Here is a 25,214-nt window from a genome sequence, read left to right on the forward strand (position 1 = left end):
TTACTTGTTGTCTCTTGCAGAAGCCAGGGCGGCTGCGCGGTCGATGAACAGGCTGCCCGCGGTGATGACCTGGTTGTCGGGCTGAAGCCCATCGAGCACCTGCATCCAGTCTCCATTGACCAGACCGGCCTTGAAGCTGCGCAGCTCGGCGCTGCCGTCGGCGTTCATGATCCAGACACGGGTGGCATCGCCCTCGTGGATCACGGCCTCGCGCGGCACGGCCAGGCTGGGCGCGGTTTCTCCGGTCAGGATGCGCACCTGCGCGAACATTTCGGGCTTGAGCAGGCCGTCGCGGTTGTCCACCACGGCGCGCACGAGCAGGCGGCGGCTGTCTCCGTCCAGCGCGGAGCCCACATAGCTGACCTTGGCATTGAAGGTCTGCCCGGGCAGCGTCAGCACCGTGAAGTCCACGGGCTGCTGCAGGCGAACGGCTGCAGCATCGCTTTCGCGCACAAAGGCCAGCAACCAGATCTTGGAGATGTCGCCGATCAGCAGCGGCGCCTCGCCATCGCCCGAGCCGCCGTCCACGAACTGGCCCGGGCCCACATTGCGCTGCAGCACCACGCCGGCGATGGGGGAGTACACCGGGGCATCCGATGAGATAACACCGCTGTTCTCGAACTTCTGGATCTCGGCCGGTGTCTTGCCCAGCAGCTTCAGACGGCTGCGCACGGCCTGCAGCGCAATCTCGGCCGAACGCAGGTCGCTTTGCGCCGCCAGCAGGGCTGCGCGCGCCTCATCCCAGTCCTTTTTCGAGGCGGCTTCGTCCTTGTGCAGGGCATTGAGCCGGGCTTCCACCGCAGCGCTCAGCTCGAACTGGGACTTGGCCTTGCGGTGGTCGCCCAGGGCGGCGATAAAGTCTTTTTGCGTCTCGATGGAGTCCGAGGCTTCCACCGATAGCAGCTTCTGCCCGCGCTGCACCTTGTCCCCGGAATTGACCAGCAGCTCGGTCACGCGTCCACCAAATGGCGAATAAATGCGGGTGAGGCGGTTTTCGTCCAGGGCGATCTTGCCTTCAGTCACCACCTCGGCATGGAACGGTCGGCTCTGCACCTGCTGCACGGTGAAGGCTGCACGCTGCTTTTCGCTGGGATGGAACAGATGCTGACGCGTCTTGGCTGCAGAGGCCTGCGTCGCGGCCGCCGCGGCAGGCATGCGCTTGCCTCCCCCCTGCCACAGCAGCACCCCGCCGCCCAGCACCACGCAGGATGCCAGGATGACCAGAACGGTGGCTTTGGGAGATAAGCGCAAAACAGGGTTGTGGTGATGCTTGTCCATATCAGTCGCTAGTTCCAGAAATATCGGTTCTCATCCGCCGCACGGCAGCCATCCGGCAAAGAGAGGCCGGGAGGCTTGGCTGTCGTGCCGCGTCCTGTCGTTGTGCCGGTGCTAATCCTTGGATGCCACCGTGTCGGCCCTGGCCTGGTTCCACCAGCCGCCGCCCAGCGCCTGGAAGAGCGCAGCGGTATCGACCAGCCGAGCTGCCTGGGCCTGTACACGCGCGATCACCGCTTCCTGGTAAGCCTGCTGGCTTGCCGTCAGGGCCAGCGCGTCCACCTCGCCGGCGGCGAGCTGCTTTTGCACCAGCATCAGCGCACGCTGCGTGGCACGCTCGGTGCGCACGGCCGCATTCAGCGCTTCGGCGTCCGACTTCAAGGCATACAGCGTGTTGGACACATCCTGGAATGCGGCGATCACCGCCTCCTTGTAGAGCGCCGCAGACTGGTCGAAGGCTGCTTGTGCAGCCTTGCGCTCATACATCAGCGTGCCGCCCGCAAACAGCGTCTGGCTCATCTCGGCAACGATGCTCCAGAACGGATTGCCTGTCGCAAACATCTGGCCGAACGCGCCGGCCGCTCCGCCGCGTGCAGCCGTGAGCGAGAACTGCGGCAGCATATTGGCCGTGGCGACACCGATCTGCGCACTGGCTGCCTGCAGCTCGGCCGCCGCCACGCGCACATCGGGACGCTGCTCCACCAGTTGGGAAGGCAGACTCAGCGGCAGCTCTTGAGGCAGCTTCAGCGAATCGATGCTGAACTGGTGCTCGGGCGCCTCGGCCGGCAAGCGGCCGATCAACGCAGCCAGGGCGTTGCGCGATTGCTCCAGCTGCTTCTCGAGCTCTGGCAGTTGCTGCTCGCTCTGCGCCAAGGCGGCTTCCACCAGGGCGACATCCAGCCCGGCCACCTGACCCACTGCCAGCTGGCGCCGCAGAATCTCCAGCGCTCTTGTATTGGCGATCACAATGGCCCGCGTGGCGGCGATCTGATCGCGCACCGACGCCTGCTCGACAGCCGTCGTCACCACATTCGCAGCCAGCGTCAGATAGGTGGCTTCGAGCTGAAAGCGCTGCGCTTCGGCCGAGGCACGCAGTGCTTCGACCGCGCGCCGGTTGCCGCCAAAAACATCGGGCGTGAAGCCGACCGACACCTGCGCCGTGTGCAAGGTGAAGGGCGACTCGCCGGCATCCTTCTGGCGACTCGGCGTGTATCCGGCCTGCACCCTGGGCAGGTATGCACCGCGCTGCGCCTTCACCATGGCCTGAGCCTGGCGCAGCGCGGCCTGCGCCGCCGCCACGGTCGGGTTGGCCTTGAGCGCCTCCTGCACCAGGGCATCGAGCTCGGGCGACTGGAAGTGCGTCCACCAGCGATCCGGCACATCGACTCCTGCCAGAAACTGCTGCGCCTGCCCGGTGCTTCCGGGCGCAGCGACGGTGGCGGCCGGGAATGCATCGCGGGTGAACGCCGCATTGGCGGGCGGTGGCGGCCGCTGGAAATCGGGGCCGACCGCGCAGCCTGTCAGCAGCACCGCCCAGACAGGCAAGGCGAGGAGTCGCCGCCCCGTGGGAGCCAGGTCGCTGCTCGTTCTGAATACTATGGGGCTCACTCTGCAAGTGCTCCTTCCCAGTGCCGCAGGCCTGGGACAAAAAATTTCTTACGACAGGGCCGGCACCATTGCCAACTCTGCATCCCACTTATGATCGGCAGCTGCCGGGAGAGTCCCCCAACAGGGCCGACCATGTCAGGACAGACGGTGTTCTGCAGCCCGTGAGCCGGCGTGACTTCGAAGCAAAACACCGCCGATCAAGCGCGGCGCAGGCGTCTGCGCAAAGCAGCAACGCCATGGAATCCACGGGCCGTGCTCCCATCGAGGCGCCATGCTCGATCACCATCCGCATTGGTTGTTTTCGCTCTCCGATGTGACAATCGCGGAAGACTTTTTGACTCTAGCAATCGAAGCTTGATCCAGCCCTTCCCCAAGCTTTCTTGAACCTTTCCGGATGACTTGCCATGCGCCTGCTTTTGATCGAGGACGACCTGGAACTGGCCAATGGCCTGGTGCACAGCCTTGCGCAATCCAATTACGCGGTGGACGCGGTGCACACCGGCCACGCTGCCACAGAGGCCTGCAAAACCACGGCCTATGAATTGCTGATCCTCGACCTTGGACTGCCGGATGAGGACGGCCTCAGCGTGCTGCGCCGTCTGCGCAGACAGGGGGTCGCGGCGCCCGTGATCATCCTCACGGCCAGATACGATCTGCAAGATCGCATCTCCGGCCTGGACGCGGGCGGCGACGACTATCTTCCCAAACCCTTTGCGCTGGGCGAGCTGGAAGCGCGCATTCGCGCGCTGCTGCGGCGCGGATCGTCCAGCGGCGCCAGCCTCACGCTGGGGTTTGGAGACCTGATGCTGGACCCGGCGGCACGCATCGCCACCGTGCACGACCATGAACTGATGCTCACGGCGCGCGAGATGGCGGTGCTGGAGCTGCTGCTCAGGCGCCAGGGCCGCATCATCAGCAAGCAGCAGATCATCGAGTCGCTCTACACCTGGGCCAGCGACATCAATCCCTCCTCCATCGAGGTCTTCGTGAGCCGCCTGCGGCGCAAGCTGGAGGACGCCGGCGCCGGTGTAGGCATTCGCATGCTGCGCGGATTGGGCTACCGCCTGGAACAGCAGCCCCGCCCTCAGACCCATGAATAAGTCGACCCGCTTCAGCCTGCGCCGACGCCTGCTGGTGCGCCTGTTCGGGCCCTTGTCCCTGACCCTGATCTTTGGCGCACTGGGCACCATCTGGCTGGCCAGGCATATCGCCTCCGTCGTCTACGACCGCTGGCTCTACGACGCCGCCATGACGCTGGCCCAGCAGATCACGCATGACGGCGAGCGCTCCATACTCGACCTGCCAAAGGCGGCCAAGGAGATGTTCGAGTTCGACAGCATCGATGAAATCTCGGAAGAAGTGCGCTCGCTCAAGCATGGCGTCATGCTGCACAACGCCGACTTCCCGCTGCCGCCTGGCGGCCTGGCACTGAACACGCCTTATTTCTACGACGGCAGAATCGGCCCGCGCCAGGTTCGCATCGTGGCGGTGCGCCTGCAATATCCCAACGACGAGTTCCTCATCCAGGTGGCACAGACCCGGCGCAAGCACGATTCCATCATCGAGGAAATCCTGCGTTACGCCGTGCCACTGCTGGCGCTGGTGCTGATGCTGGCAGGTGTCGTGGTGTGGCTTGCCGTGGATTCCGGCCTCAAGGTCATTGATAGGCTCACGCGCAATCTGGATCGCTACGAACCCGAGAAGCTGGCACCACTGGACAAGGCAGAGGGAGTGCCGACGGAGCTCGAGCCCCTGCTGAACGCCCTAGATCAGTTGATTGCAAGAGTGGCGAACTCGCAGGATGTGCAGCAGCGCTTCATCGCCAACGCCGCCCATCAATTGCGCACGCCGCTCACGACCTTGCAGGTACAGACGGAGCGGGCGGTGCGCGAGCCCGACGAAGCCCGGCGGGCCGAAGCGTTCACGCATATCCTCACCGCCGTGAGGCGCGCGCGCCACCTCACCCACCAGTTGCTGACGCTGGCGCGATCGGAGCAATCCATGCCGATGACGCCGGTGGATCTGGCCGAGCTGGCGCGTGAGGAGCTCGAACGCTGGGCCGATGCGGCCATTGCCCGCCATATCGACCTGGGCTACGACGGCCCGGACGCCGGCGTCTGGGTGCAGGGCTCGGCAGTGCTGCTGCGCGAGCTGATCGGCAATCTGGTGGACAACGCCATCCGCTATGGCCAATCAGGCGGCAGGGTGACCCTGAGCCTGCAGTCATCTCCCGTCCTGCTGGCCGTGGACGACGACGGACCGGGCATTCCCGCCCAGGAAAGGCCGCTGGTGCTGGAGCGCTTCTATCGCGGCCAGGACGGTAGCGGCGATGGCTGCGGTCTGGGGCTGCCCATCGTCAAGGAAATCGCTGCAAGGCATGGTGCGGTGCTGAGGATTCTCGACCATCCGCGAGGCAGGGGAACCTGCATCGAAATCGCGTTTGCGCAGTGAGCCGGCAGGCTGCGGGGCACGGCCAGCGCGCTGGCCGCACAACTCCCGGGCCCGGCGCGCATGCAACGCATGCCTTCGGCTGCGGACAACAAAAAACCGGCCGTAGCCGGTTTTTTTGTGGCTGCAAGCCGGCAAGGCTTATTCGACCACCTTGGTGATCTTGGTGCCCTGCAGCGATACCCCGGCCTCCAGGCCCGCGTTGGTCAGCACATAGCTGGTGACGGGAGCCTGGGCAGTCGTGGTGTCCACGCTGCCGTTGGCGCCAATCCGGCCAGCGGCCACGGTGGCATCGGCGCCCACAGACCAGCCATCGCTATGCAGGAACTTGTCCAGCGCTTCCTGTGTGTTGAACACATAGATCACAGCCTTGGACTGGCCGCCGGCCTGCCAGCCGATGGAAGCCGCTGTGGTGCTGTAGAAGCCACGGTTCTGACCGCCCACGCGCAGCACGCCACGGCCATGCTCGACCCCCACCACAAAGCTGCCGCCAATCACCGACGGGAAGATCAGCACACCCTTGGCGCGTTGCACCATTTCCTTGGATCCTGGTGCGGTCTGGTACAGACGCTCCAGTGCTGCATTGGCACGCGTATTGATCGTCGTGGCATCAGCACGGGGCGCCGCTGCGGTTTCAGGCTTGGTCGTGGTGCAGGCCGTCATGGTCATGGCACCGGCAGCCAGTGCGGCAGCCATCGCAACAGAACGCAGAGAAATTTGACGCATACCTATATCCTTTCATGGGATGAATGTGTAGACACATTTCAGAGGCAGAAGGTCCTGCGGTCCGACATTGGTTCGCTTTTGCACATCCCCCCGATGCAAAGCTGTCAGATGCAGGGTTGGCTCGATGCTAGTCGGCAGCCTTGCCGATAAAACCCAGCAGTTACAGCTTGCGCCATTGGCCTACAGAAGACAAGCGCAGGTGTCGAAAAATACCTACAACAAGGACATGCGCCAAGAACGGGCCTGATCTAAGCGCGATCAAGCGAGAACACTGAAATAGGCGCTAGCATTGTTGATGTAGCCATAGCTCGGACGACAGGAAGTTCATGAAGTTCTGGAATTATTTTCACCACCCCAAGGCAGCGCTGGTTGTGCTGCGTGTCACGCTGGCCTTGCTCATGCTGCTGCACGGCTGGGCCAAGATTCGCTATGGCATCGGCAGCATCGAGGCCAAGATCGAGAGCCTGGGCGCTCCGGGCTTTCTGGCCTATGCGGTCTATCTGGGCGAAGTGGTCGCCCCCTTGCTGCTGCTGGTGGGCCTGTGGGTGGTGCCGGCCGCCCTGGTGATTGCGGTGAATATGGTGGTGGCATTTGCGCTGATGCACACCCGGCAGATTCTGATGCTCAACAACACCGGCGGCTGGGCGCTGGAGTTGCAGGCCTTTTACTTCGTAAGCGCCCTGGTGGTGGCCATGGCCTATTCCAAAGGCAAATAAGTCATTAAAAACAGGAGCAGCTTGCGCCTGTCATCTATTGGTTTCAATGCCTTTTCATGCTGAAACCTTTAAATGACGTGCGCAAGCCGCTCTTGTTTTTGATATGTCTCCCGCTTCGAGAGACTTACGTCCCGCTCAGGAGCCGCGATAGGTGGAGTAGCTCCAGGGACTGACCAGCAGAGGCACATGGTAGTGCTGCTCCACATTGGCCACGCCGAAGTCCAGGCTCACTTTGTTCAGAAAGCTGGGTTCCGGCAGCTGCACGCCACGGGCCTTGAAGTAGGCCGCAACGTCAAAGGTCAGGCGATAAGTGCCGACCTTGAGCGTGTTGTTGTCGAACAGCGGCGCATCGGTACGGCCGTCGTGATTGAGCACCAGGCTCTTGATCAACGTGGCCTTGTCGCCTTCGGTGGAAAACAGCTCGACGGCCATGCCTGCGGCGGGGCAGCCATTCATGGTGTCGAGAACGTGGGTGCTCAGGCCCATGGAAATCTCCTCACAGGCAGTTTGCCACTGCCCTTGGTTGTATCAAACACACGACTTGCGCAAAAAACGAGTTCAGGCAGGACGTCTGCCTCAGAAGGCAGGCCGTTGTTGCATTCTTGTTTGCGTAAGTCCTAAAACATCTATGCCATCACAAAGTCTGCCCGCGTGCGAGCGCTGCGCTTTGATTTCCAAAGTGTATACAGTTTCTGTACTCCATCAAAGGCTTTTCTGCCTTGACTTTCAGGCACATAGCCAGGTCTGCCCGGTTGGCTTCCTTTCCAGCCTCTATACACTGGTCCGACTCATCAAGCGAACAGGAGACAACGCATGCAATTGCGCACCACCGCCCTGGCAGCCAGCCTGCTCATCGCTCTGACCGGCCTGAGCGCCTGCAGCAGCACCGCAGCGCCGGAGCCCGCGCGCAAGGACGGCACGGCTCAGGCCAGCGGCAACGATGCCAAGGCCCAGGCCGCAGCGCCAGCCGTCACCCAGACTGCCGCCGCCCAGGCTGCCGCTGCCGCCTACGACTTCGAGCTGGATGTCTTTCACCCCGTCATCGCCAAGAACGGCATGGTGGCCTCGGAGCAGGAACTGGCCACGCAGATCGGCGTGGATATTCTCAAAGCGGGCGGCAATGCCGTCGATGCCGCCGTGGCCGTGGGCTTTGCCCTGGCCGTGGCCCTGCCCAATGCCGGCAATATCGGCGGCGGCGGCTTCATGATGGTGCACGATACGCGGAGCGGCAAGGACATTGCGCTGGACTTCCGCGAAGTGGCCCCAAGGGGCGCGTCACGCACCATGTACCTGGATGCCGATGGCAAGGTCATAGACGGGAAATCGCTCCACACCCACTACGCCGTGGGCGTGCCCGGCACCGTGGCGGGCATGACGCACGCGCTCTCGCGCTGGGGCAGCATGCCGCTGGCCAGGGTCATGGCGCCGGCGATTGCGCTGGCGGACAAGGGCTATCCCGTCAGCGTAACCCTGGCCAAGACCCTGGAGCAGGAAAAAAAGCAGATGGGCCGCTGGCCGGCCACCCAGGCCGTTTTCTGGAAGAACGGCGCGCCGCTGCAAACCGGCGAGCGGCTGGTGCAAAAGGATCTGGCGCAGTCCCTGCGCCTGATCAGCCAGCAAGGCGCCAAGGCTTTCTATCAGGGAGCGATCGCGCAGAAGATCGCTGCTGAAATGGCGCCGCATGCCAATGCCATCACTCTGCAGGACCTGCGCGATTACAAGGTGGCCGAGCGCGAACCCGTGCGCGGCAGCTACCGTGGCTACCAGATCGTGACCATGCCTCCGCCCTCCTCGGGCGGCGCGCATCTGATTCAGATTCTGAACATGATGGAGCGCTGGCCCATGAATCAATGGGGCGCCAACAGTGCGCAAAGCATGCACTACATGACCGAGGCCATGAAGCTCGCCTATGCCGACCGCTCGGAATACCTGGGCGACCCGGACTTCGTGAAGATTCCGCTCAAGGGACTGATCTCCAAGAACTATGCCGGCGAGCTGGCTGCGGGCATCAAGCCCCAGCAGGCCAGACCCAGCCAGGACATCCGGCCCGGCCGGCCCCAGGCCTATGAAAGCGACCAGACCACCCATTACTCCGTGGTGGACAAGGCCGGCAATGCCGTGGCCGTGACCTATACGCTGAACACCAATTTCGGCAGCGGCATCGTCGCCAGGGGCACGGGCATTCTGCTCAACAACGAGATGGACGATTTCTCGGCCAAGCCCGGTGTGGCCAATGCCTATGGTCTGGTGGGCGGCGATGCGAATGCCGTGCAGGCCGGCAAGCGGCCGCTGTCGTCGATGACGCCGACCCTGGTGCTCAAGGACGGCAAGCCGGTCCTCGTCACCGGCAGTCCGGGCGGAGCGCGCATCATCACCACGGTGCTGCAGCAGGTCGTCAATCACATCGACTTCGGCATGAACCCGGCCGAGGCGGCGTCCACGCCGCGCTTTCATCACCAGTGGACGCCTGACGAGCTGCGCGTTGAAAAAGGCTTCAGCCCAGATACGCTGGCCCTGCTCAGGCAGTGGGGCCACAAGGTGGCACTGAAGGCATCCATGGGCCGCTCGCAGACCATCGAGGTCCGTGACGGCCTGCTGCGCGGTGCCTCGGACCCGCGCAATCCTGATGGAAAAACCATGGGGTTCTGACGCCGAACAAAAAAGCCGCGCTCCCCCGAGCGCGGCTTTCACTTGAGGCGGCTGCTGGCCGTACGCGTGGCCAGTGGCCGCCCTCCCCACCTCTCTTTATTCAGCCTTCTGACCGATTTCGAAGTTGGCCTGGATTTCCAGGGCACGCACCATGCCCGAATGATCCCAGGCTGCACCGCCGTGGGCCACGCAGCTGTTGAACAGTTCCTGTGCCTGTGCCGTGTTGGGCAGAGACACGCCCAGCTGACGTGCGCTGGACAGGGCCAGGTTCAGGTCCTTCTGGTGCAAGGCGATGCGGAAGCCAGGATCGAAGGTGCGCTTGATCATGCGTTCGGCATGCACTTCCAGGATCTTGGAAGAGGCAAAGCCGCCCAGCAGGGCTTCACGCACGCGAGCTGGATCGGCACCGGCGCGCGATGCGAACAGCAGGGCTTCGGCCACGGCTTCGATGTTCAGCGCCACGATGATCTGGTTGGCCACCTTGGCCGTCTGGCCGTCGCCGTTGCCGCCCACCAGGGTGATGTTCTTGCCCATCTTGTCGAACAGGGGCTTGACGCGCTCGAAAGCCGCATCGGGGCCGCCGACCATGATGGACAGGGTGCCGTTCTTGGCACCGACTTCACCGCCGGAGACGGGAGCGTCCAGGTACTGGGCGCCGGCGGCTTCGATGCGCTTGGCGAAGTCCTTGGTGGCCACGGGCGAGATGGAGGACATGTCGACCACGATCTTGCCGGCGCTGCCCTTCAGACCGGCTGCCACGCCGTCTTCACCGAACAGCACCTTCTCCACGTCGGGAGTGTCGGGCACCATGATGAAAATGATGTCGGCACGCTCGGCCACGCCGCGAGCGGTGGTGCACTGGGTGGCGCTGGTTTCGGCGATGTTGGCAGGCACCTTGCCCACGGTGTTGACGAACAGCTGGTGGCCGGCCGCAATCAGGTGGCCGCACATGGGCGCGCCCATGATGCCCAGACCGATAAAGCCCAGCTTGAGAGACGATGCGTTCATGGTTGTACTCCTCAGTTTTCTTGATACTCAAATTCGGGGGCTGGTGGCGCTTTGCGAGCAGGCGCCACAGGCCTTGTCATCCATTCAGGCAGCCACGGCGACCTTGCTCCAGTCGCCGATCTTCTGCAGCCAGCCCAGGCCGGACTCGGTGCCGTTGGCGGGCTTGTATTCGCAGCCGATCCAGCCGTCGTAGCCGATGCGATCCAGGTGTGCGAACAGGAAGGGGTAGTTGATCTCGCCGGTGCCGGGTTCGTTGCGACCGGGGTTGTCGGCCAGCTGGATGTGACCGATGCGGCCCAGCTGCTTTTGCATGGTGGCAGCCAGCTCGCCTTCCACGCGCTGGGCGTGGTAGATGTCGTACTGCACAAAGGCGTTGGGCGCACCCACTTCGTCCAGGATGGACAGGGCATCCTCGGTGCGGTTCAGGTAGAAGCCGGGGATGTCGAAGGGGTTGATGGGCTCGATGAGCAGGCGGATGTTGGCAGCGCTCAGGGCGGCGGCAGCAAAGCGCAGGTTTTCCACGAAAGTGCGGCGCACCACGGCAGCGTCGACACCGGCAGGAACCTTGCCGGCCAGGCAGTTGAGCTGGGGCACACCCAGGGCGTGGGCATAGGTCACGGCCTTGACCACGCCGGCGCGGAACTCGTCCACGCGCTTGGGGTCGCAGGCAATGCCGCGCTCGCCCGCATCCCAGTCGCCAGCGGGCAGGTTGTGCAGAACAATCTTCAGGCCGGTGGCGTCCAGGCGCTCCTTGATCTCTTCCACGGTATGAGCGTAGGGGAAGAGAAACTCCACGGCTTCAAAGCCTGCGTTTGCGGCACGCTCAAAACGCTCGAGGAAAGGCACCTCGGTGAACAACATGCTCAGGTTGGCTGCAAAACGGGGCATGATAAAAGTCTCCGGTAATCGTTAATGGTGGGGCTGGCGGACGCCAAGCAAGGGCCTGAGCCGGCCGCGCCGCCCCGCAGCGAAAGCGTCGTCCCCCTCCTGCAAAGGCAGGGGGGAGCGGCACAGCCGCTCAGGGGGAGTTTTCCTATCAGTCCAGCAGAGCCAGTGCGCTGGGCGCGTCGGCCTTTTCGGTCGCCAGGTCTTCGAACTCGACCACGTTGTCGATTTCGGCGCCCATGGAGATGTTGGTCACACGCTCCAGGATGCACTCGATCACCACAGGGGTCTTGTGCTCGGCCATCCAGGCTTCGGCCTGCTGCATGGCGGGGGCAAAGTCTTCGGCGCGATGAACGCGAATCGCCTTGCAACCCAGGCCTTCAACGACCTTAACATGGTCAACACCGTAGCCGCGGGTCGCATCACCCTCATCCATGTTGATATTGTCGAACGCCAATTGCACGCAATAGTCGATCGAGAAAGCGCGCTGTGCCTGACGGATCAGACCCAGATAGCTGTTGTTCACCAGCACGTGAACATAGGGCAGCTTGAACTGCGCGCCCACGGCCAGCTCTTCGATCATGAACTGGAAGTCGTAGTCGCCGGACAGCGCCACGATCTTGCGCTGGGGATCGGCCACGCGCACGCCCAGAGCGGCGGGAGTGGTCCAGCCCAGAGGACCGGCCTGGCCGCAGTTGATCCAGTTGCGGGGCTTGTACACGTGCAGGAACTGGGCACCGGCGATCTGCGACAGACCGATGGTGGACACATAGGTGGTGTCGCGGTCCAGCGTGTTGTTCATGCACTGGTAGACGCGCTGGGGCTTCATCGGCACGTTGTCGAAGTTGGTCTTGCGCAGATACTCGACGCTGTTCTTGCGACCCTGGCACTCGGCCACCCAGGCCTTGCGGCACTTGAGCTTGCCGGCTGCCTTCCACTCCTTGGCGACGGCAACGAATTGCTCCAGAGCCGCCTTGGCATCGGAGACGATGCCGTAGTCAGGCGCGAACACGCGGCCGATCTGCGTGGGCTCGATGTCCACGTGGATGAACTTGCGGCCCTTGGTGTAGACCTCGACCGAGCCGGTGTGACGGTTGGCCCAGCGGTTGCCGATGCCGAACACGAAGTCCGATGCCAGCATGTTGGCATTGCCGTAGCGGTGGCTGGTCTGCAGACCGCACATGCCGACCATCAGGGGGTGATCGTCGGGGATGGTGCCCCAGCCCATCAAGGTGGGGATCACGGGCACGTTCAGGATCTCGGCCAGCTCGACCATCAGATCGGAGGCATCGGCGTTGATCACACCGCCGCCGGAGACCAGCAAGGGACGCTCGGATTCGTTGAGCATCTCGATGGCCTTCTCGGCCTGCTTGCGCGAGGCAGCTGGCTTGTAGGCAGGCAGGGGCTCGTAGGTGTCGATGTCGAACTCGATCTCGGCCAGTTGCACGTCGATGGGCAGATCGATCAGCACGGGGCCGGGACGACCGGAGCGCATCAGGTGGAAAGCCTGCTGGAAGGCACGTGGCACCTGGGCAGGTTCCAGCACGGTAGTGGCCCACTTGGTCACGGGCTTGGCGATGGAGGCGATGTCCACGGCCTGGAAGTCTTCCTTGTGCAGACGCGAGCGAGGCGCCTGACCGGTAATGCACAGGATTGGAATGGAGTCGGCGCTGGCCGAGTACAGACCGGTGATCATGTCGGTGCCGGCAGGGCCGCTGGTGCCGATGCACACGCCGATGTTGCCAGCGACGGCACGGGTGTAGCCTTCAGCCATGTGGCTGGCGCCTTCCACGTGACGGGCCAGAATGTGACCGATTCCGCCGTGGTTCTTCATTGCAGCGTACAGCGGGTTGATGGCCGCGCCGGGCACACCAAACGTCACGGTTACACCTTCTTTTTCGAGCACCAGGACTGCGGCGTCGATTGCTTTCATTTTGGCCATGAGGGTCTCCTAAAAACTTGGTTGAACTTTAGTCAAGACCTTTGCTTGCTGGAAGCCGCCCTCAGACCATAAAATTTATTCCACCCAAGAATAAATAGGAGATGAACCCATGGACAGACTCGACGCGATGCACATGTTTGTGCGCGTGGTGGAGACCGGCAGTTTCACCAAGGTCGCCCAGGAATTCGCCACCACCCAGCCCACCGTGACCAAGCAGGTCGCGGCCATGGAGGCTCGCCTCAAGGTGCGTCTGCTCAACCGCAATACGCGCGGCGTGAGCCTGACCGAAGCCGGCGCGCTTTACTACGAAAAGTGCAAGATCATCGTCAGCGACGTGGCCGAGGCGGAGAACGTGGTCAAGGTGCGCCAGACCCAGGTCCAGGGTCAGCTGCGCATCGGCAGCTCGGTGGCCTTCGGACGCCGGGTACTCATTCCGCTGGCCATGGATTTCATGAAGCACAACCCGCAGGTACAGGTCGATCTGAGCTTCGAGGACCGCTACACCGATCTGGTGGCCAACGGCATCGACGTGGCGCTGCGCCTGGGCAAGCTGGCCGACTCCTCGCTGGGCGCGCGCATGCTGGGCGTCAACCCCTGGATGCTGGTGGCCTCCAACACCTATTTGCGCAAGCACGGCACGCCGCGCCGCCCCTCGGACCTCAAGGAGCATTCCACGCTGATCTACAGCAGCGTGCAGGGCAACGACATCTGGCGCCTGCGCAATGCCAGCGGCGAGCCGGTGTCGATTCCCGTCACCGGGCGGCTGCGCTCCAACAATCTCTCGGCCCTGCTGGCGGCGGCCCGCTCGCACATGGGCATTGCGGCCCTGCCGCGCTACGTGGCCCAGGACTCGCTCAAGGACGGTCGCGTGGTGGAAGTGCTCAAGACCTGCCGCCTGCCCGAGCAGGAGATCCACGCCGTCTACCCCTCGCCGCGTCTGGTGCCGCAGAAAGTGCAGTCCTTCATCGCCTTCCTTCAGGGCAAGTTCGACGATGCCTGGTGGGAGGATCTGCCGCGGGGCGGGTGATTGCATATTGATTCTGTAAAAGAATCAATCCCTGCATATCGCTATTAAAAACAAAGCACCTACCACCCTCTGGTCAATAACTTCAGTATCAATACAGCCTGAAATCCTTGATGATCAGGCGCAAGCTGCTATCGATACAGCGGATCAGAGCACCAGGATGGCACGGAAGTCGTTGACATTGGTATGCGTCGGACCGGTGATCACCAGATCGCCCAGTGCCGAGAAATAGCCATAGGCATCGTTGCGATCCAGGTGATCGCTGATGCGCAGATCCAGCTCTGCCGCGCGCTTGAGCGTGCAGGGCAAGACACGGGCTCCCGCATTGTCCTCGACACCGTCGATGCCGTCGGTATCCGCAGCCAGCGCCCAGACCTTTTCCTGACCCTGCAGGGCCTGGGCCAGACCCAGGCAGAACTCGCCGGCACGCCCGCCGCGCCCCTTGGCCGCACCGGGTTGACGCGGGCGGATGGTCACCGTGGTTTCGCCACCCGAGAGAATCACGCAGGGTTTGGCAAAAGGCTGGTCATGCCTGGCCACGGCACGCGCCAGCGCTGCATGGACCTTGCCCACCTCGCGCGACTCTCCCTCCATCTCGTCGGACAGCACATGCACGGCAATGCCGGCCGCGCGGGCAGCCGCCGCCGCGGCCTTCAGCGACTGCTGGGGCGTGGCGATCAGATGCACCTCATGGCCTTCGAAGCGGGCATCACCGGGCTTGGGCGTCTCCAGCTCGCCGGCTTGCAGCGCAGCGCGCACGGACTCGGGAATGCCGATCTGGTAGCGGTCCAGGATGGCCAGTGCATCGGCACAGGTCGACGCGTCCGGCACCGTCGGTCCGCTGGCGATCACCGAAGGATCGTCGCCGGGCACATCGCTGATGGTCAGCGTCACCACTTTGGCGGGATGGCAGGCGGCTGCCAGACGGCCGCCCTTGATGCGCGAGAGGTGCTTGCGCACGCAGTTCATCTCGCCAATCGCCGCGCCGCTCTCCAGCAGCGCCTTGTTGATGCGCTGCTTCTCAGCCAGGTCGATGCCTTCGGCGGGAAGCGTCAGCAGGGAAGATCCACCGCCGGAGATGAGGCAGATCACCAGATCGTCGGCCGTCAGCCCCTCGGTCAGCGCCAGAATGCGCTCGGCCGCAGCCAGACCCGCCGCGTCCGGCACCGGGTGGGCGGCTTCCACCACCTCCAGGCGCTGGGCCAGCCCTTCGGGGCGTGGGGGAATGTGTGCGTAGCGCGTCACCACCAGACCCGACAGCGGGGCATCCTGCGGCCACAGAGCTTCCAGCGCCTGCGCCATGGAGCCGCCGGCCTTGCCTGCGCCCAGCACCAGCGTGCGCCCCTTGGGCGGCTTGGGCAGATGGCGCGCCAGACCCTCAATGGGCAGGGCATTGCGCACCGCCACGTCATACAGATGACGCAGAAAGCCAGCCGGGTCTTGCTGGGGAACAGGCGTTGCCGCGGCCTGCGCGCGCGAGGATGTATTCTGTGCTTGCATAGCTGCGCATTGTGCATTCGGGCTTTTTTCCCTTACAGAGGGCCCCCAGTCACAACACTGCTGATCTTTGCAATACCAATGTTGCAAGCCCTTGCTCCCATTGGGTTTGCGCGCTTGCGCACAGCTTTCTGCGCCTGAACATCGATACAAACACCATGTTTGGTGAACAGAAACTGTATACAAAACTTGTCTTCAACCGCTATGATGGATTTATGGAAACTTCCACCACCAGTTTCATTGTCGAAAGCCTGACCAAGGCCATCGTCGAGCATCGCCTGATGCCCGGCACCAAGCTGGCCGAGCAAAAGTTGGCCGACCACTTTGGAGTTTCCCGCACCCTGGTGCGCCAGGCCCTGTTCCAGCTTTCGCAGAACCGTCTCATCCGGCTCGAGCCCGCCCGCGGCGCCTTTGTGGCCACGCCTTCGGTGGACGAGGCGCGCCAGGTGTTTGCCGTGCGCCGCATGCTCGAGGCCGAGATGGTCCGCAGCTTTGTCAAGCAAAGCAGCGCCGCCAAGATTCGCGCCCTCAAGCAGCATGTGGCTGCCGAGAAGAAGGCCATGGAAGCCAATGACGTGGGCCAGCGCACCGAGCTGCTGGGCGACTTCCACGTGCGCATGGCCGAGCTCATGGGCAACGAGGTGCTGGCACAGCTGCTGGGCGAGCTGATTTCCCGCTGCGCATTGATCACCCTGATGTACCAGTCTGCATCGGCGGCCGAGCATTCGCACGAAGAACATGCCGACATCGTGACCGCGCTGGCCGCGGGCGATGCCGAACATGCGGTGCAGCTGATGCAGCTGCACCTGGACCACGTGGAAGCAGGCCTGACCTTCGACCGCGATTTGCCAACGAACGACTTGTCGATGGCACTTTCATCCGTATCCCTATGACTTACGATTCCACCGCCTCCTACCCACGCGACCTGATTGGCTACGGCCGCAACACGCCCCATCCCGAATGGCCCGGCAAAGCCCGCGTGGCCGTTCAGTTCGTGCTGAACTACGAAGAAGGCGGTGAGAACCATATCCTGCATGGCGACCCCGGCAGCGAGCAGTTTCTGTCGGAGATGTTCAATCCCGCCAGCTACCCGGACCGTCACATGAGCATGGACGGCATCTATGAATACGGCTCGCGCGCCGGCGTGTGGCGCATTCTCAAGGAGTTCGAGAAGCGCGGTCTGCCGCTGACCGTGTTCGGCGTGGCCACGGCGCTGCAAAAGCATCGCGAGCTGGCCCAGGCCTTTGACGAGCTCGGTCACGAGGTGGCCTGCCACGGCCTGAAGTGGATTCACTACCAGAACGTGCCCGAGGAGATCGAGCGCGCCCACATGCAGCAATGCGTGGACATCTTTGAAGAGCTGTACGGCGCGGACGGCGACCACGGCCTGGGCTGGTACACCGGCCGCGACAGCCCCAATAGCCACCGTCTGGTGGCCGATGCCGGCCGCTTCAGCTACGACAGCGATTACTACGGCGACGACCTGCCCTTCTGGATGAAGGTCGCCAAGAGCGACGGCACGACGCACAACCAGCTCATCGTTCCCTACACGCTGGACGTGAACGATATGCGCTTTGCGCTGCCCCAGGGTTACTCGCATGCCGATCCGTTCTTCCAGTACATGAAGGACACATTCGATGTCCTGTACGCCGAGGGCAATGCCAGCGGCGACAACGCCCCCAAGATGATGAGCATCGGCATGCACTGCCGACTGCTGGGCCGTCCCGGCCGGATTACAGCGCTGCAGCGCTTCCTCGACCACATCCAGAAGCACGACAACGTGTGGGTGTGCCGCCGTATTGATTTGGCTCGTCACTGGGCCGAGCGTTTCCCTTGCAAGGATTGATTGCGACATGGCTTTGACCCTGGAACAACTGAATGCCGCCGATGCGGCCACCGCCACCGACCTGCTCGATGGCCTGTACGAGCACTCGCCCTGGATTGCCGCCAAGGCGCTGGAGCAGCGTCCCTTCAAGTCCATGGCGCATATCAAGCACGCCATGGCCAAGGTGCTGGCCGAGTCCAGCGAGCAGGCTCAGCTCGACCTGATCCGCGCCCACCCGGAGCTGGCCGGCAAGCAGATGGAGACCAACACGCTCACCGCCGAATCGACGAATGAGCAGAAGAAGGCGGGCCTGACCAACTGCACGCCCGAAGAGCTGGAGCACATCCGCAAGCTCAACGCCGAATACGGCAAGCGCTTCGGCTTCCCCTTCATCCTGGCCGTGCGCGGCGCGCGCGGTCTGGGTCTGAGCAAGGCCGAGATCATTGCGACCTTCGAGCGTCGCATGTTCAACCATCCGGCCTACGAACAGGCCGAGGCACTGCGCAACATCCACCGCATCGCCGAGATCCGCCTGAACGACAAGTTCGGCTACGAACCCGTCGAAGGCAACGAAGTCTGGGACTGGCAGGAACGCCTGTCCACCAACAGCGACCCTGGCTATGCCGAAAAAGGCCAGCTGACGGTGACCTATCTGACCGACGCCCACCGCGCCTGCGCCCAGCGCATCAGCCACTGGATGCGCGAAATCGGCTTCGACGAGGTCGAGATCGACGCCGTGGGCAATGTGGTGGGCCGCTACAGGGCAGCCACCGAAGGCGCCAAGACCCTGCTGACCGGCAGCCACTACGACACCGTGCGCAATGGCGGCAAGTACGACGGCCGCCTGGGCATCTTCGTGCCCATGGCCTGCGTCAAGCAACTGGTCCAGCAAGGCAAGCGCCTGCCCTTCAACATCGAAGTGGTGGGATTCTCGGAAGAGGAAGGCCAGCGCTACAAGGCCACCTTCCTGGGCTCGGGCGCCCTGGTGGGCGACTTCAAGCAGGAATGGCTGGAACAGAAGGACGCTGACGGTATCACGCTGCGCGAAGCCATGCTGCATGCCGGCCTGTGCATCGACGACATCCCCAAGCTGGAGCGCGACCCCGCCAAGTACCTGGGCTTTGTGGAAGTGCACATCGAGCAGGGCCCCGTGCTCAACGAGCTGGACATTCCCCTGGGCATCGTCACCTCCATCAACGGCAGCGCCCGCTATGTCTGCGAATTCATCGGCATGGCCAGCCACGCCGGCACCACGCCCATGGACCGCCGCCGCGACGCCGCAGCCGGCGTGGCCGAGCTGTCGCTGTACATCGAAAAGCGCGCCGGCCAGGATGGCGACAGCGTGGCCACCATCGGCCAGCTGAACGTGCCCTCGGGCTCGGTCAACGTGGTTCCCGGCCGCTGCCAGTTCTCGCTGGACCTGCGTGCCCCCACCAACGAGCAGCGCGACGCCATGATCAACGACATCATGGCCGAGATGGCAGCGATCGCCGAACGCCGCGGCCTGCGCTACACCACCGATCTGTCCATGAAGGCAGCGGCTGCACCCAGCGCTCCCGAATGGCAGAAACGCTGGGAAAACGCTGTCGACGCACTGGGCGTGCCCCTGTTCCGCATGCCCAGCGGCGCCGGTCACGACGCCATGAAGCTGCACGAAATCATGCCCCAGGCCATGTTGTTCGTGCGCGGCATGAACGCCGGCATCAGCCACAACCCGCTGGAAGCTTCCACCTCCGACGACATGCAACTGTCCGTGGATGCCTTCACCCACCTCCTCCACCAACTGGCTCAAGAACAGCAATGACCAATATGAATCAAGACAAGCAAGCCACCTACGCCGCCATCGATGCATGGATTGACGAGCACTTCGACGAAGAAGTGAAGTTTCTGCAGGCCATGGTGCAAGTGCCCACGGACACACCTCCCGGCAACAATGCCCCCCATGCCGAACGTACTGCCGAGCTGATCAAGGGCTTTGGCTTCGACGCCGAAAAGCACGTCGTGCCCGAAGCCGACGTCAAGGCCTACGGCATGGAATCCATCACCAACCTGATCGTGCGCCGTCCCTACGGTGACGGCGGCCGCACCATCGCCCTGAACGCCCACGGCGACGTGGTGCCTCCGGGCGAAGGCTGGACCAAGGACCCCTACGGCGCCGAGATCGAGGACGGCAAGCTCTATGGCCGTGCCGCTGCCGTGAGCAAGAGCGACTTCGCCTCCTTCACCTTTGCCGTGCGTGCTCTGGAAGCCGTGGCCAAGCCCAGCAAGGGCGCTGTGGAACTGCACTACACCTATGACGAAGAGTTCGGCGGCATCATGGGCCCCGGCTGGCTGCTGGAAAAAGGCCTGACCAAGCCCGACCTGATGATCGCAGCAGGCTTCAGCTACGAAGTTGTGACCGCTCACAACGGCTGCCTGCAGATGGAAATCACCGTGCAGGGCAAGATGGCTCATGCCGCCGTGCCCCACACCGGCGTGGACGCGCTGCAAGCCACTGCGGTGCTGCTCACGGCGCTGTACGCCGAGAACGTGAAGTACAAGCAAGTCACTTCCAAGGTGCCCGGCATCAAGCACCCCTACCTGAACATCGGCCGCATCGACGGTGGCACCAACACCAATGTGGTGCCCGGCAAGGTCATGCTCAAGATCGACCGCCGCATGATTCCTGAAGAGAATCCCGTGGAAGTCGAAGCCAGCATCCGTGCTGTCATCGCCAAGGCCATCGCCGACTTCAACACCCAGGGCGGCTACACCGGTGAAGACGCCGTGCGCGTGGACATCAAGCGCCTGCTGCTGGCCAATGCCATGACCCCGCTGGACGGCAACAAGCCTCTGGTCGACGCCATCCAGGCCCACGGCGAAGCCGTCTTCGGCGAAAAACCTCCCGCAGTGGGCACGCCTCTGTACACCGACGTGCGCCTGTACGTCGAGCGCGGCATCCCCGGCGTGATCTACGGCGCCGGCCCCCGCACCGTGCTGGAATCGCACGCCAAGCGCTCCGACGAGCGCCTGGTGCTGGAAGACCTGCGCCGTGCCACCAAGGTGGTGGCCCGTTCGCTGGTGGACCTGACTGCCTGAGCACCAACTACCGTTTGAACGCCTAGCCTTCTCCAGACTGGATGGAGGTTTTTCAAGGAGCCTGGATTCGTCCGGGCTCTTTTTTTATGTGCGCGACACCCGCAGGTCGGTAGGCATTTGCTCGGCATGGCTGAGGTCCACATGGCTGGCCAGAAAATCCAGCACTGCCCGCGTTCTCACCGGGAGCTGGCCGGGCTTGCCGACATACACGGCATGGATGGGCTGCAGATCTCCGGGATTGAAGTCTTCGAGCAGCGCCTGCAGCCTGCCCGCGTGCAGATCCTCCCAGGCGTGATAGAGCGACAGCCGCGCCAGACCAGCCCCGGCCTTGGCCAGGTTGGCCATGGCCTCGCCATCGTTGACGCGCAGCACCTCCCCCATGCTCACCGTCACCGCCTTGCCCGCCACCACAAACGGCCAGTGGGGAATGGCCCGCGGGTAGTTCCAGCCAATGCGCACATGGCCTGACAGCTCATCGGGATGGGCCGGCCTGCCAAAGCGCTGCAGATAGTCGGGCGAGGCCACGATCACCTGGCGCGTGTGACCCAGCTTGCGCGCCACCATGTCCGAAGACGGCAGCTCTCCCCAGCGCAGGGCGATATCGGCACGGGCCGCTATCAGGTCCACGACATGATCGGTAAAGCTGAGGTCCAGCTGCAGGCCCGGCCAGGTCCGCATCAGCGGGCCGACCAGTGGCACCAGCAGGCGATTGCCGGTGGAGGAGCTTGCATTGATGCGCACCACGCCGGTGGGCTGGCCCTGCCGGGTAACCGAGGACTCCAGCGCCAGCCAGTCCGCCAGCAACTGCCTGCCCTGCTCCAGCAACTGCTCGCCCTCCGCCGTCAACTCCAGCCGCCGGGTGCTGCGACGCAGCAGTTGCACGCCCAGCCGGGTCTCGAGCCGGGCCACGATCTTGCTGACCGCCGAGGGCGAGACCTCGCGCAGGCGCGCCGCCGCCGAGAAGCTGCCCTGCTGGGCCACCAGCACAAAGGTCTGCAGCTCCACAAAGCGGTCCGATCCCTGCTCCTGAGCGGTCGGCATAGCAATCGATTTCTTCATGAATCACATCATAGAGATGCGATTTATTCCGCACAGGAACAAATGCTTGTCCGCATCAAGGGCTAGCGCGCCTTCTGCCGCAGGTTCACAGTTCAGCCCTTCGCGGTATTTTCACAAGGACGGTTCTTCATGCCTGCAGCATTGCTTGCGCTGGCCGCCGGTGCCTTCGGCATCGGCACCACGGAATTCATCATCATGGGCCTGCTGACCCAGGTCAGCCAGGATCTTCATATCTCCATCCCCACGGCGGGCACGCTGATCTCCGGCTATGCCGTGGGCGTCGCCGTGGGCGCCCCTGTGCTCACGCTGGCCTCGCGCCGCTGGCCGCGCAAGCTGCTGCTGCTGAGCCTGATGCTGCTGTTCATCGCCGGCAATGCCGCCGCCGCCCTGGCACCCAGCTATGGCTGGCTGCTGGCAGCACGCGTGCTGACCTCGCTGACCCACGGCACGTTCTTCGGCGTAGGTGCGGTCGTCGCCACGCAACTGGTGGCACCCGAGAAGAAAGCCTCGGCCATTGCACTGATGTTCTCCGGCCTGACCCTGGCCACGCTGCTGGGCGTTCCCTTCGGCACCTGGATCGGCCAGCACTGGGGCTGGCGCATGGCATTTGCCAGCGTCAGCGGCATCGGCGTGATCGCGCTGCTGATCCTGCTGCGCCATGTGCCACGCGCACTCAGCATGCCCAACCCTCAGGGCCTGACGCAGGAGCTGGCCGTGCTGCGCAATCGCGCCATGTGGCGCGGCCTGTTGTTGACGGTGATCGGCTTCGCTGGCGTCTTCACCCTCTATACCTATATAGAGCCGCTGCTGACCCAGATCACGGGAATGGACAACCGCATGATCGCCTTCACCCTGCTGCTGTTCGGCGCGGGGCTGGCCCTGGGCAACCATGCGGGCGGCAAGCTGGCCGACCGCTTTGGCGTGCAGCGCGCGCTGTGGGTGTCGCTGGCCGCCTTGATGCTGGTGCTGATCGCGGGCCGCTGGATGTTTGCAAGCACGCCGCTGGCGATTGCCTTTGTGCTGCTGCTGGGCATTGCCGCCTTTGCCACCGTGGCGCCGCTGCAGATGGGCGTGCTGCAATCTGCGGGCGAGGCCGGCATGAATCTGGCGTCCAGCCTCAATATCGCGGCCTTCAATCTGGGCAATGCCCTGGGTGCCTGGCTGGGTGGAGCAGTGATCGCGCAGGACCTGAGCCTGACTTCGCTGGCCTGGGCTGCCGCTCTGCCTGCGGCCGCAGCGCTGCTCATGGCCAGCCTGGCTCCACACCGGGCCAGTTCCGGCCAGCCACCGGCCATGGCGGCAGGCATGCATTGAGGGGGCAGGCTGAATAGCGTGGCCGCCTCGGCAGCCGCTACAACGCATTCCCGCAGCGCACTCCACACCCAAGGCGACCTCAAGGTCGCCTTTTTTGCGTGCGCACCACTTCGGCATGGTTCTTGCACCGCTTTGGCTCCTGTTACAGCGCAGAGCCTCTTGGCGGGCCTCCATGCACGCTTTTGCACGGAGGTGCACCAATTCCGGGCTCAATGCCTTTTTTTGCACCTTCCTCAACGCTAATGCATGCGAGCGATCCTCGCTTGGCAGCCCGCTTTCTTTCACTAGATGTTTCAAGACCCGAAACCTGCGCGCGCATAACCGGAGCCAGATCCGCGCCGATTGCATATCGCGCAAGATCCGCTATGAAAAACAAAGCACCTACCGCTTGATATCAATAGGTTTCAATATGTTTTATTCAGAAAATTAGAAAAACAAAGAGTCAGAAGCTACATATTTGATAGCAATTGGTAGTTACCTTAGATGGTTATGCACGAAAAACATAACCATTGGCATCCCATTCAGAAACCGAAATTTGAGCAGGGTTTACCGCTAGATGCTGCGCGTTATGAGCTGTATACACTTTTTGTATGGATTGCATGCCGTTCGCGAATCGCATGCCAACCTGAAGCCAATATAGAGTGAGGAGACATGTTTTTATGACATCCCAAGTGCATCCCGTGGATGAGGTTCTGCCATTTGGCAAGCTCACCGCCTTAGGTCTGCAGCACGTTCTGGTCATGTATGCCGGTGCCGTCGCCGTGCCGCTGATCGTGGGCCGTGCCCTGAACCTTCCTCCGGAGCAGGTCGCGCACCTGATTTCTGCCGACCTGTTCGTCTGCGGCCTGGTCACCCTGATCCAGGCCATGGGCGCAACCCAGTGGTTCGGCATCAAGCTGCCCGTGATGATGGGCGTGACCTTTGCCAGCGTGGCCCCCATGGTGTCCATGGCACAGAGCACCGGCGGCAACGCCGGCGCAGGCCTGATCTTTGGCTCGGTGATAGGCGCGGGGGTGATCTCCATCCTCATTGCGCCGCTCATCAGCCGCATGCTGCGCTTCTTCCCTCCGGTCGTGACGGGCACCATCATCGCCGTCATCGGCATCAGCCTGATGCGTGTAGGCATCAACTGGATCTTCGGCAACCCCGTAGGCCCGACCGCCCCTTCCGTACCCAACCCCGAGCATCTGAAGTGGCTGGCCGAGGCCCAGGCCATGACCGGCGCCCCCGGCTCCTCGCTGCCCGCCATTCCCAAGGGCTTCTCGGTGCTGCCCACCATGCCCAACCCCAAGTACGCCGATCTGCAGGGCGCTGCGGTCTCGGGCATCGTGCTGCTGTCCATCCTGCTGATCGCACGCTTTGCCAAGGGCTTCCTGGCCAATATCTCGGTGCTGATGGGCATCCTGATCGGTGGCGTGATCTCCGTGGCCATGGGGCTGATGAACTTCGAGAAGGTCACCAAGGCCGAGTGGTTCACCCTGGTACTGCCCTTCCAGATCGCCATGCCCGTCTTCGACCCCATCCTGATCCTCACCATGAGTCTGGTGATGGTCGTGGTGATGATCGAATCCACCGGCATGTTCCTGGCCCTGGGCGACATGGCCAAGCGCGACATCACGCAGGACGAGCTGACCCGCGGTCTGCGTACCGACGGTCTGGGCACGCTGATCGGCGGCATCTTCAACACCTTCCCCTACACCAGCTTCTCGCAGAACGTGGGTCTGGTGGCCGTGACCGGCGTGCTCAGCCGCTGGGTCTGCGTGGCCGGTGGCGTGATCCTCATCGTCCTGGGCGTGCTGCCCAAGATGGGGGCCCTGATCGAATCCCTGCCCACCGTGGTTCTGGGCGGCGCAGGTCTGGTGATGTTCGGCATGGTGGCTTCCACCGGCATCCGCATCCTGGCCAATGTGGATTTCCGCAACAACAAGAACAACGCCATGATCGTGGCAGTGTCTATCGGCGTGGGCATGATTCCTCTGGTTGCCCCTAATTTCCGTCAGTGGATGCCCCATTCCATCCATCCACTGATTGAATCCGGTATCCTGCTGTCCTCGATTACCGCCGTGGCATTGAATCTTTTCTTTAACGGAGCCGCCAAAGACAACAGCGCTGCCATCAACGCAGCACGTGAGGCTGACGCTCACTAAACGCCAGTCCGAA

At 63.3% G+C, this 25,214-nt stretch carries 20 protein-coding genes; 11 read left to right on the forward strand and 9 right to left on the reverse strand.

Annotated features, from left to right (window positions below; all coding sequences use genetic code 11):
* Both O987_RS20795 and O987_RS20800 read right to left on the reverse strand, forming a co-directional pair.
* Window positions 1-1,278 carry an efflux RND transporter periplasmic adaptor subunit gene (locus O987_RS20795; protein ID WP_043374505.1) on the reverse strand — a complete coding sequence of 426 codons (1,278 nt, stop codon included), beginning with the start codon at window positions 1,276-1,278 and terminating at the stop codon, window positions 1-3.
* Window positions 1,279-1,389: 111 nt separating this feature from the next.
* Complete coding sequence (locus O987_RS20800; protein WP_235214193.1) at window positions 1,390-2,883, reverse strand: efflux transporter outer membrane subunit; 1,494 nt, start codon at window positions 2,881-2,883, stop codon at window positions 1,390-1,392.
* Between the two features lie 404 nt (window positions 2,884-3,287).
* Here O987_RS20800 and O987_RS20805 point away from each other — a divergent pair, with 404 nt between their 5' ends.
* Window positions 3,288-3,983, forward strand: coding sequence for a response regulator transcription factor (locus O987_RS20805; RefSeq protein WP_003052457.1), 696 nt, complete (start codon window positions 3,288-3,290; stop codon window positions 3,981-3,983).
* Window positions 3,976-5,334: a sensor histidine kinase gene (locus O987_RS20810; protein ID WP_043374510.1), complete on the forward strand. Its 1,359-nt coding sequence runs from the start codon at window positions 3,976-3,978 to the stop codon at window positions 5,332-5,334. Before O987_RS20805 ends, O987_RS20810 begins: the two co-directional genes overlap by 8 nt.
* 138 nt (window positions 5,335-5,472) lie before the next feature.
* Here O987_RS20810 and O987_RS20815 read toward each other — a convergent pair whose 3' ends face one another.
* Window positions 5,473-6,057: a YSC84-related protein gene (locus tag O987_RS20815; protein WP_043374513.1), complete on the reverse strand. Its 585-nt coding sequence runs from the start codon at window positions 6,055-6,057 to the stop codon at window positions 5,473-5,475.
* A gap of 326 nt (window positions 6,058-6,383) precedes the next feature.
* Between O987_RS20815 and O987_RS20820 the strand changes: the two genes are divergently transcribed.
* A complete protein-coding gene (locus O987_RS20820; protein ID WP_003052449.1) occupies window positions 6,384-6,773 on the forward strand; it encodes a DoxX family protein in 390 nt (129 codons plus the stop codon).
* Between the two features lie 135 nt (window positions 6,774-6,908).
* Here the strand turns inward: O987_RS20820 and uraH are convergent, their stop codons facing one another.
* Window positions 6,909-7,259: a hydroxyisourate hydrolase gene (gene uraH / locus O987_RS20825; RefSeq protein WP_003070903.1), complete on the reverse strand. Its 351-nt coding sequence runs from the start codon at window positions 7,257-7,259 to the stop codon at window positions 6,909-6,911.
* Between the two features lie 327 nt (window positions 7,260-7,586).
* On the opposite strand from uraH, the gene ggt reads away from it, so the two are divergent.
* Window positions 7,587-9,422: a gamma-glutamyltransferase gene (gene ggt, locus O987_RS20830; RefSeq protein WP_043374516.1), complete on the forward strand. Its 1,836-nt coding sequence runs from the start codon at window positions 7,587-7,589 to the stop codon at window positions 9,420-9,422.
* Between the two features lie 96 nt (window positions 9,423-9,518).
* Here ggt and glxR read toward each other — a convergent pair whose 3' ends face one another.
* The 3 genes from glxR to gcl form a co-directional block, all read right to left on the reverse strand.
* The gene (gene glxR / locus O987_RS20835; RefSeq protein WP_003052441.1) at window positions 9,519-10,430 is read right to left on the reverse strand and encodes a 2-hydroxy-3-oxopropionate reductase; all 912 of its coding nucleotides are present in this window, start codon (window positions 10,428-10,430) and stop codon (window positions 9,519-9,521) included.
* Window positions 10,431-10,514: 84 nt separating this feature from the next.
* Window positions 10,515-11,318, reverse strand: coding sequence for a hydroxypyruvate isomerase (gene hyi, locus O987_RS20840; RefSeq protein WP_043374517.1), 804 nt, complete (start codon window positions 11,316-11,318; stop codon window positions 10,515-10,517).
* A gap of 148 nt (window positions 11,319-11,466) precedes the next feature.
* Window positions 11,467-13,257 (reverse strand): glyoxylate carboligase, encoded by a 1,791-nt coding sequence (gene gcl, locus O987_RS20845; protein WP_043374520.1) that lies wholly within the window; start codon window positions 13,255-13,257, stop codon window positions 11,467-11,469.
* A gap of 109 nt (window positions 13,258-13,366) precedes the next feature.
* On the opposite strand from gcl, the gene O987_RS20850 reads away from it, so the two are divergent.
* Complete coding sequence (locus O987_RS20850) at window positions 13,367-14,284, forward strand: LysR family transcriptional regulator (RefSeq protein WP_043374523.1); 918 nt, start codon at window positions 13,367-13,369, stop codon at window positions 14,282-14,284.
* A gap of 144 nt (window positions 14,285-14,428) precedes the next feature.
* On the opposite strand, the gene O987_RS20855 is transcribed toward O987_RS20850, so the two are convergent.
* Window positions 14,429-15,781, reverse strand: a complete 1,353-nt coding sequence (locus O987_RS20855; protein ID WP_043374525.1) for a glycerate kinase type-2 family protein — start codon at window positions 15,779-15,781, stop codon at window positions 14,429-14,431.
* A 212-nt stretch (window positions 15,782-15,993) separates the two neighbouring features.
* Between O987_RS20855 and O987_RS20860 the strand changes: the two genes are divergently transcribed.
* From O987_RS20860 to O987_RS20875, 4 genes are read left to right on the forward strand one after another with little or no spacing between them, the layout of a single operon-like run.
* Window positions 15,994-16,671, forward strand: coding sequence for a GntR family transcriptional regulator (locus O987_RS20860; protein WP_019043607.1), 678 nt, complete (start codon window positions 15,994-15,996; stop codon window positions 16,669-16,671).
* The gene (gene puuE, locus O987_RS20865; RefSeq protein WP_003052429.1) at window positions 16,668-17,624 is read left to right on the forward strand and encodes an allantoinase PuuE; all 957 of its coding nucleotides are present in this window, start codon (window positions 16,668-16,670) and stop codon (window positions 17,622-17,624) included. The genes O987_RS20860 and puuE overlap by 4 nt, the downstream gene beginning before the upstream one ends.
* Before the next feature lie 7 nt (window positions 17,625-17,631).
* Window positions 17,632-19,407, forward strand: a complete 1,776-nt coding sequence (uraD, locus tag O987_RS20870; protein ID WP_043374527.1) for a 2-oxo-4-hydroxy-4-carboxy-5-ureidoimidazoline decarboxylase — start codon at window positions 17,632-17,634, stop codon at window positions 19,405-19,407.
* A complete protein-coding gene (locus O987_RS20875) occupies window positions 19,404-20,681 on the forward strand; it encodes a M20 family metallopeptidase (RefSeq protein ID WP_043006678.1) in 1,278 nt (425 codons plus the stop codon). Before uraD ends, O987_RS20875 begins: the two co-directional genes overlap by 4 nt.
* Window positions 20,682-20,765: 84 nt before the next feature.
* On the opposite strand, the gene O987_RS20880 is transcribed toward O987_RS20875, so the two are convergent.
* Window positions 20,766-21,740, reverse strand: a complete 975-nt coding sequence (locus O987_RS20880) for a LysR family transcriptional regulator (protein ID WP_003052423.1) — start codon at window positions 21,738-21,740, stop codon at window positions 20,766-20,768.
* 129 nt (window positions 21,741-21,869) lie between these two features.
* Here O987_RS20880 and O987_RS20885 point away from each other — a divergent pair, with 129 nt between their 5' ends.
* A complete protein-coding gene (locus tag O987_RS20885; protein ID WP_043374530.1) occupies window positions 21,870-23,054 on the forward strand; it encodes an MFS transporter in 1,185 nt (394 codons plus the stop codon).
* Window positions 23,055-23,713: 659 nt separating this feature from the next.
* Complete coding sequence (locus O987_RS20890) at window positions 23,714-25,201, forward strand: nucleobase:cation symporter-2 family protein (protein WP_043374532.1); 1,488 nt, start codon at window positions 23,714-23,716, stop codon at window positions 25,199-25,201.
* Window positions 25,202-25,214: the final 13 nt, after the last annotated feature.

The organism is Comamonas testosteroni TK102, assembly GCF_000739375.1.
In the GTDB taxonomy this organism is placed as follows: Bacteria; Pseudomonadota; Gammaproteobacteria; order Burkholderiales; family Burkholderiaceae_C; genus Comamonas; species Comamonas brasiliensis.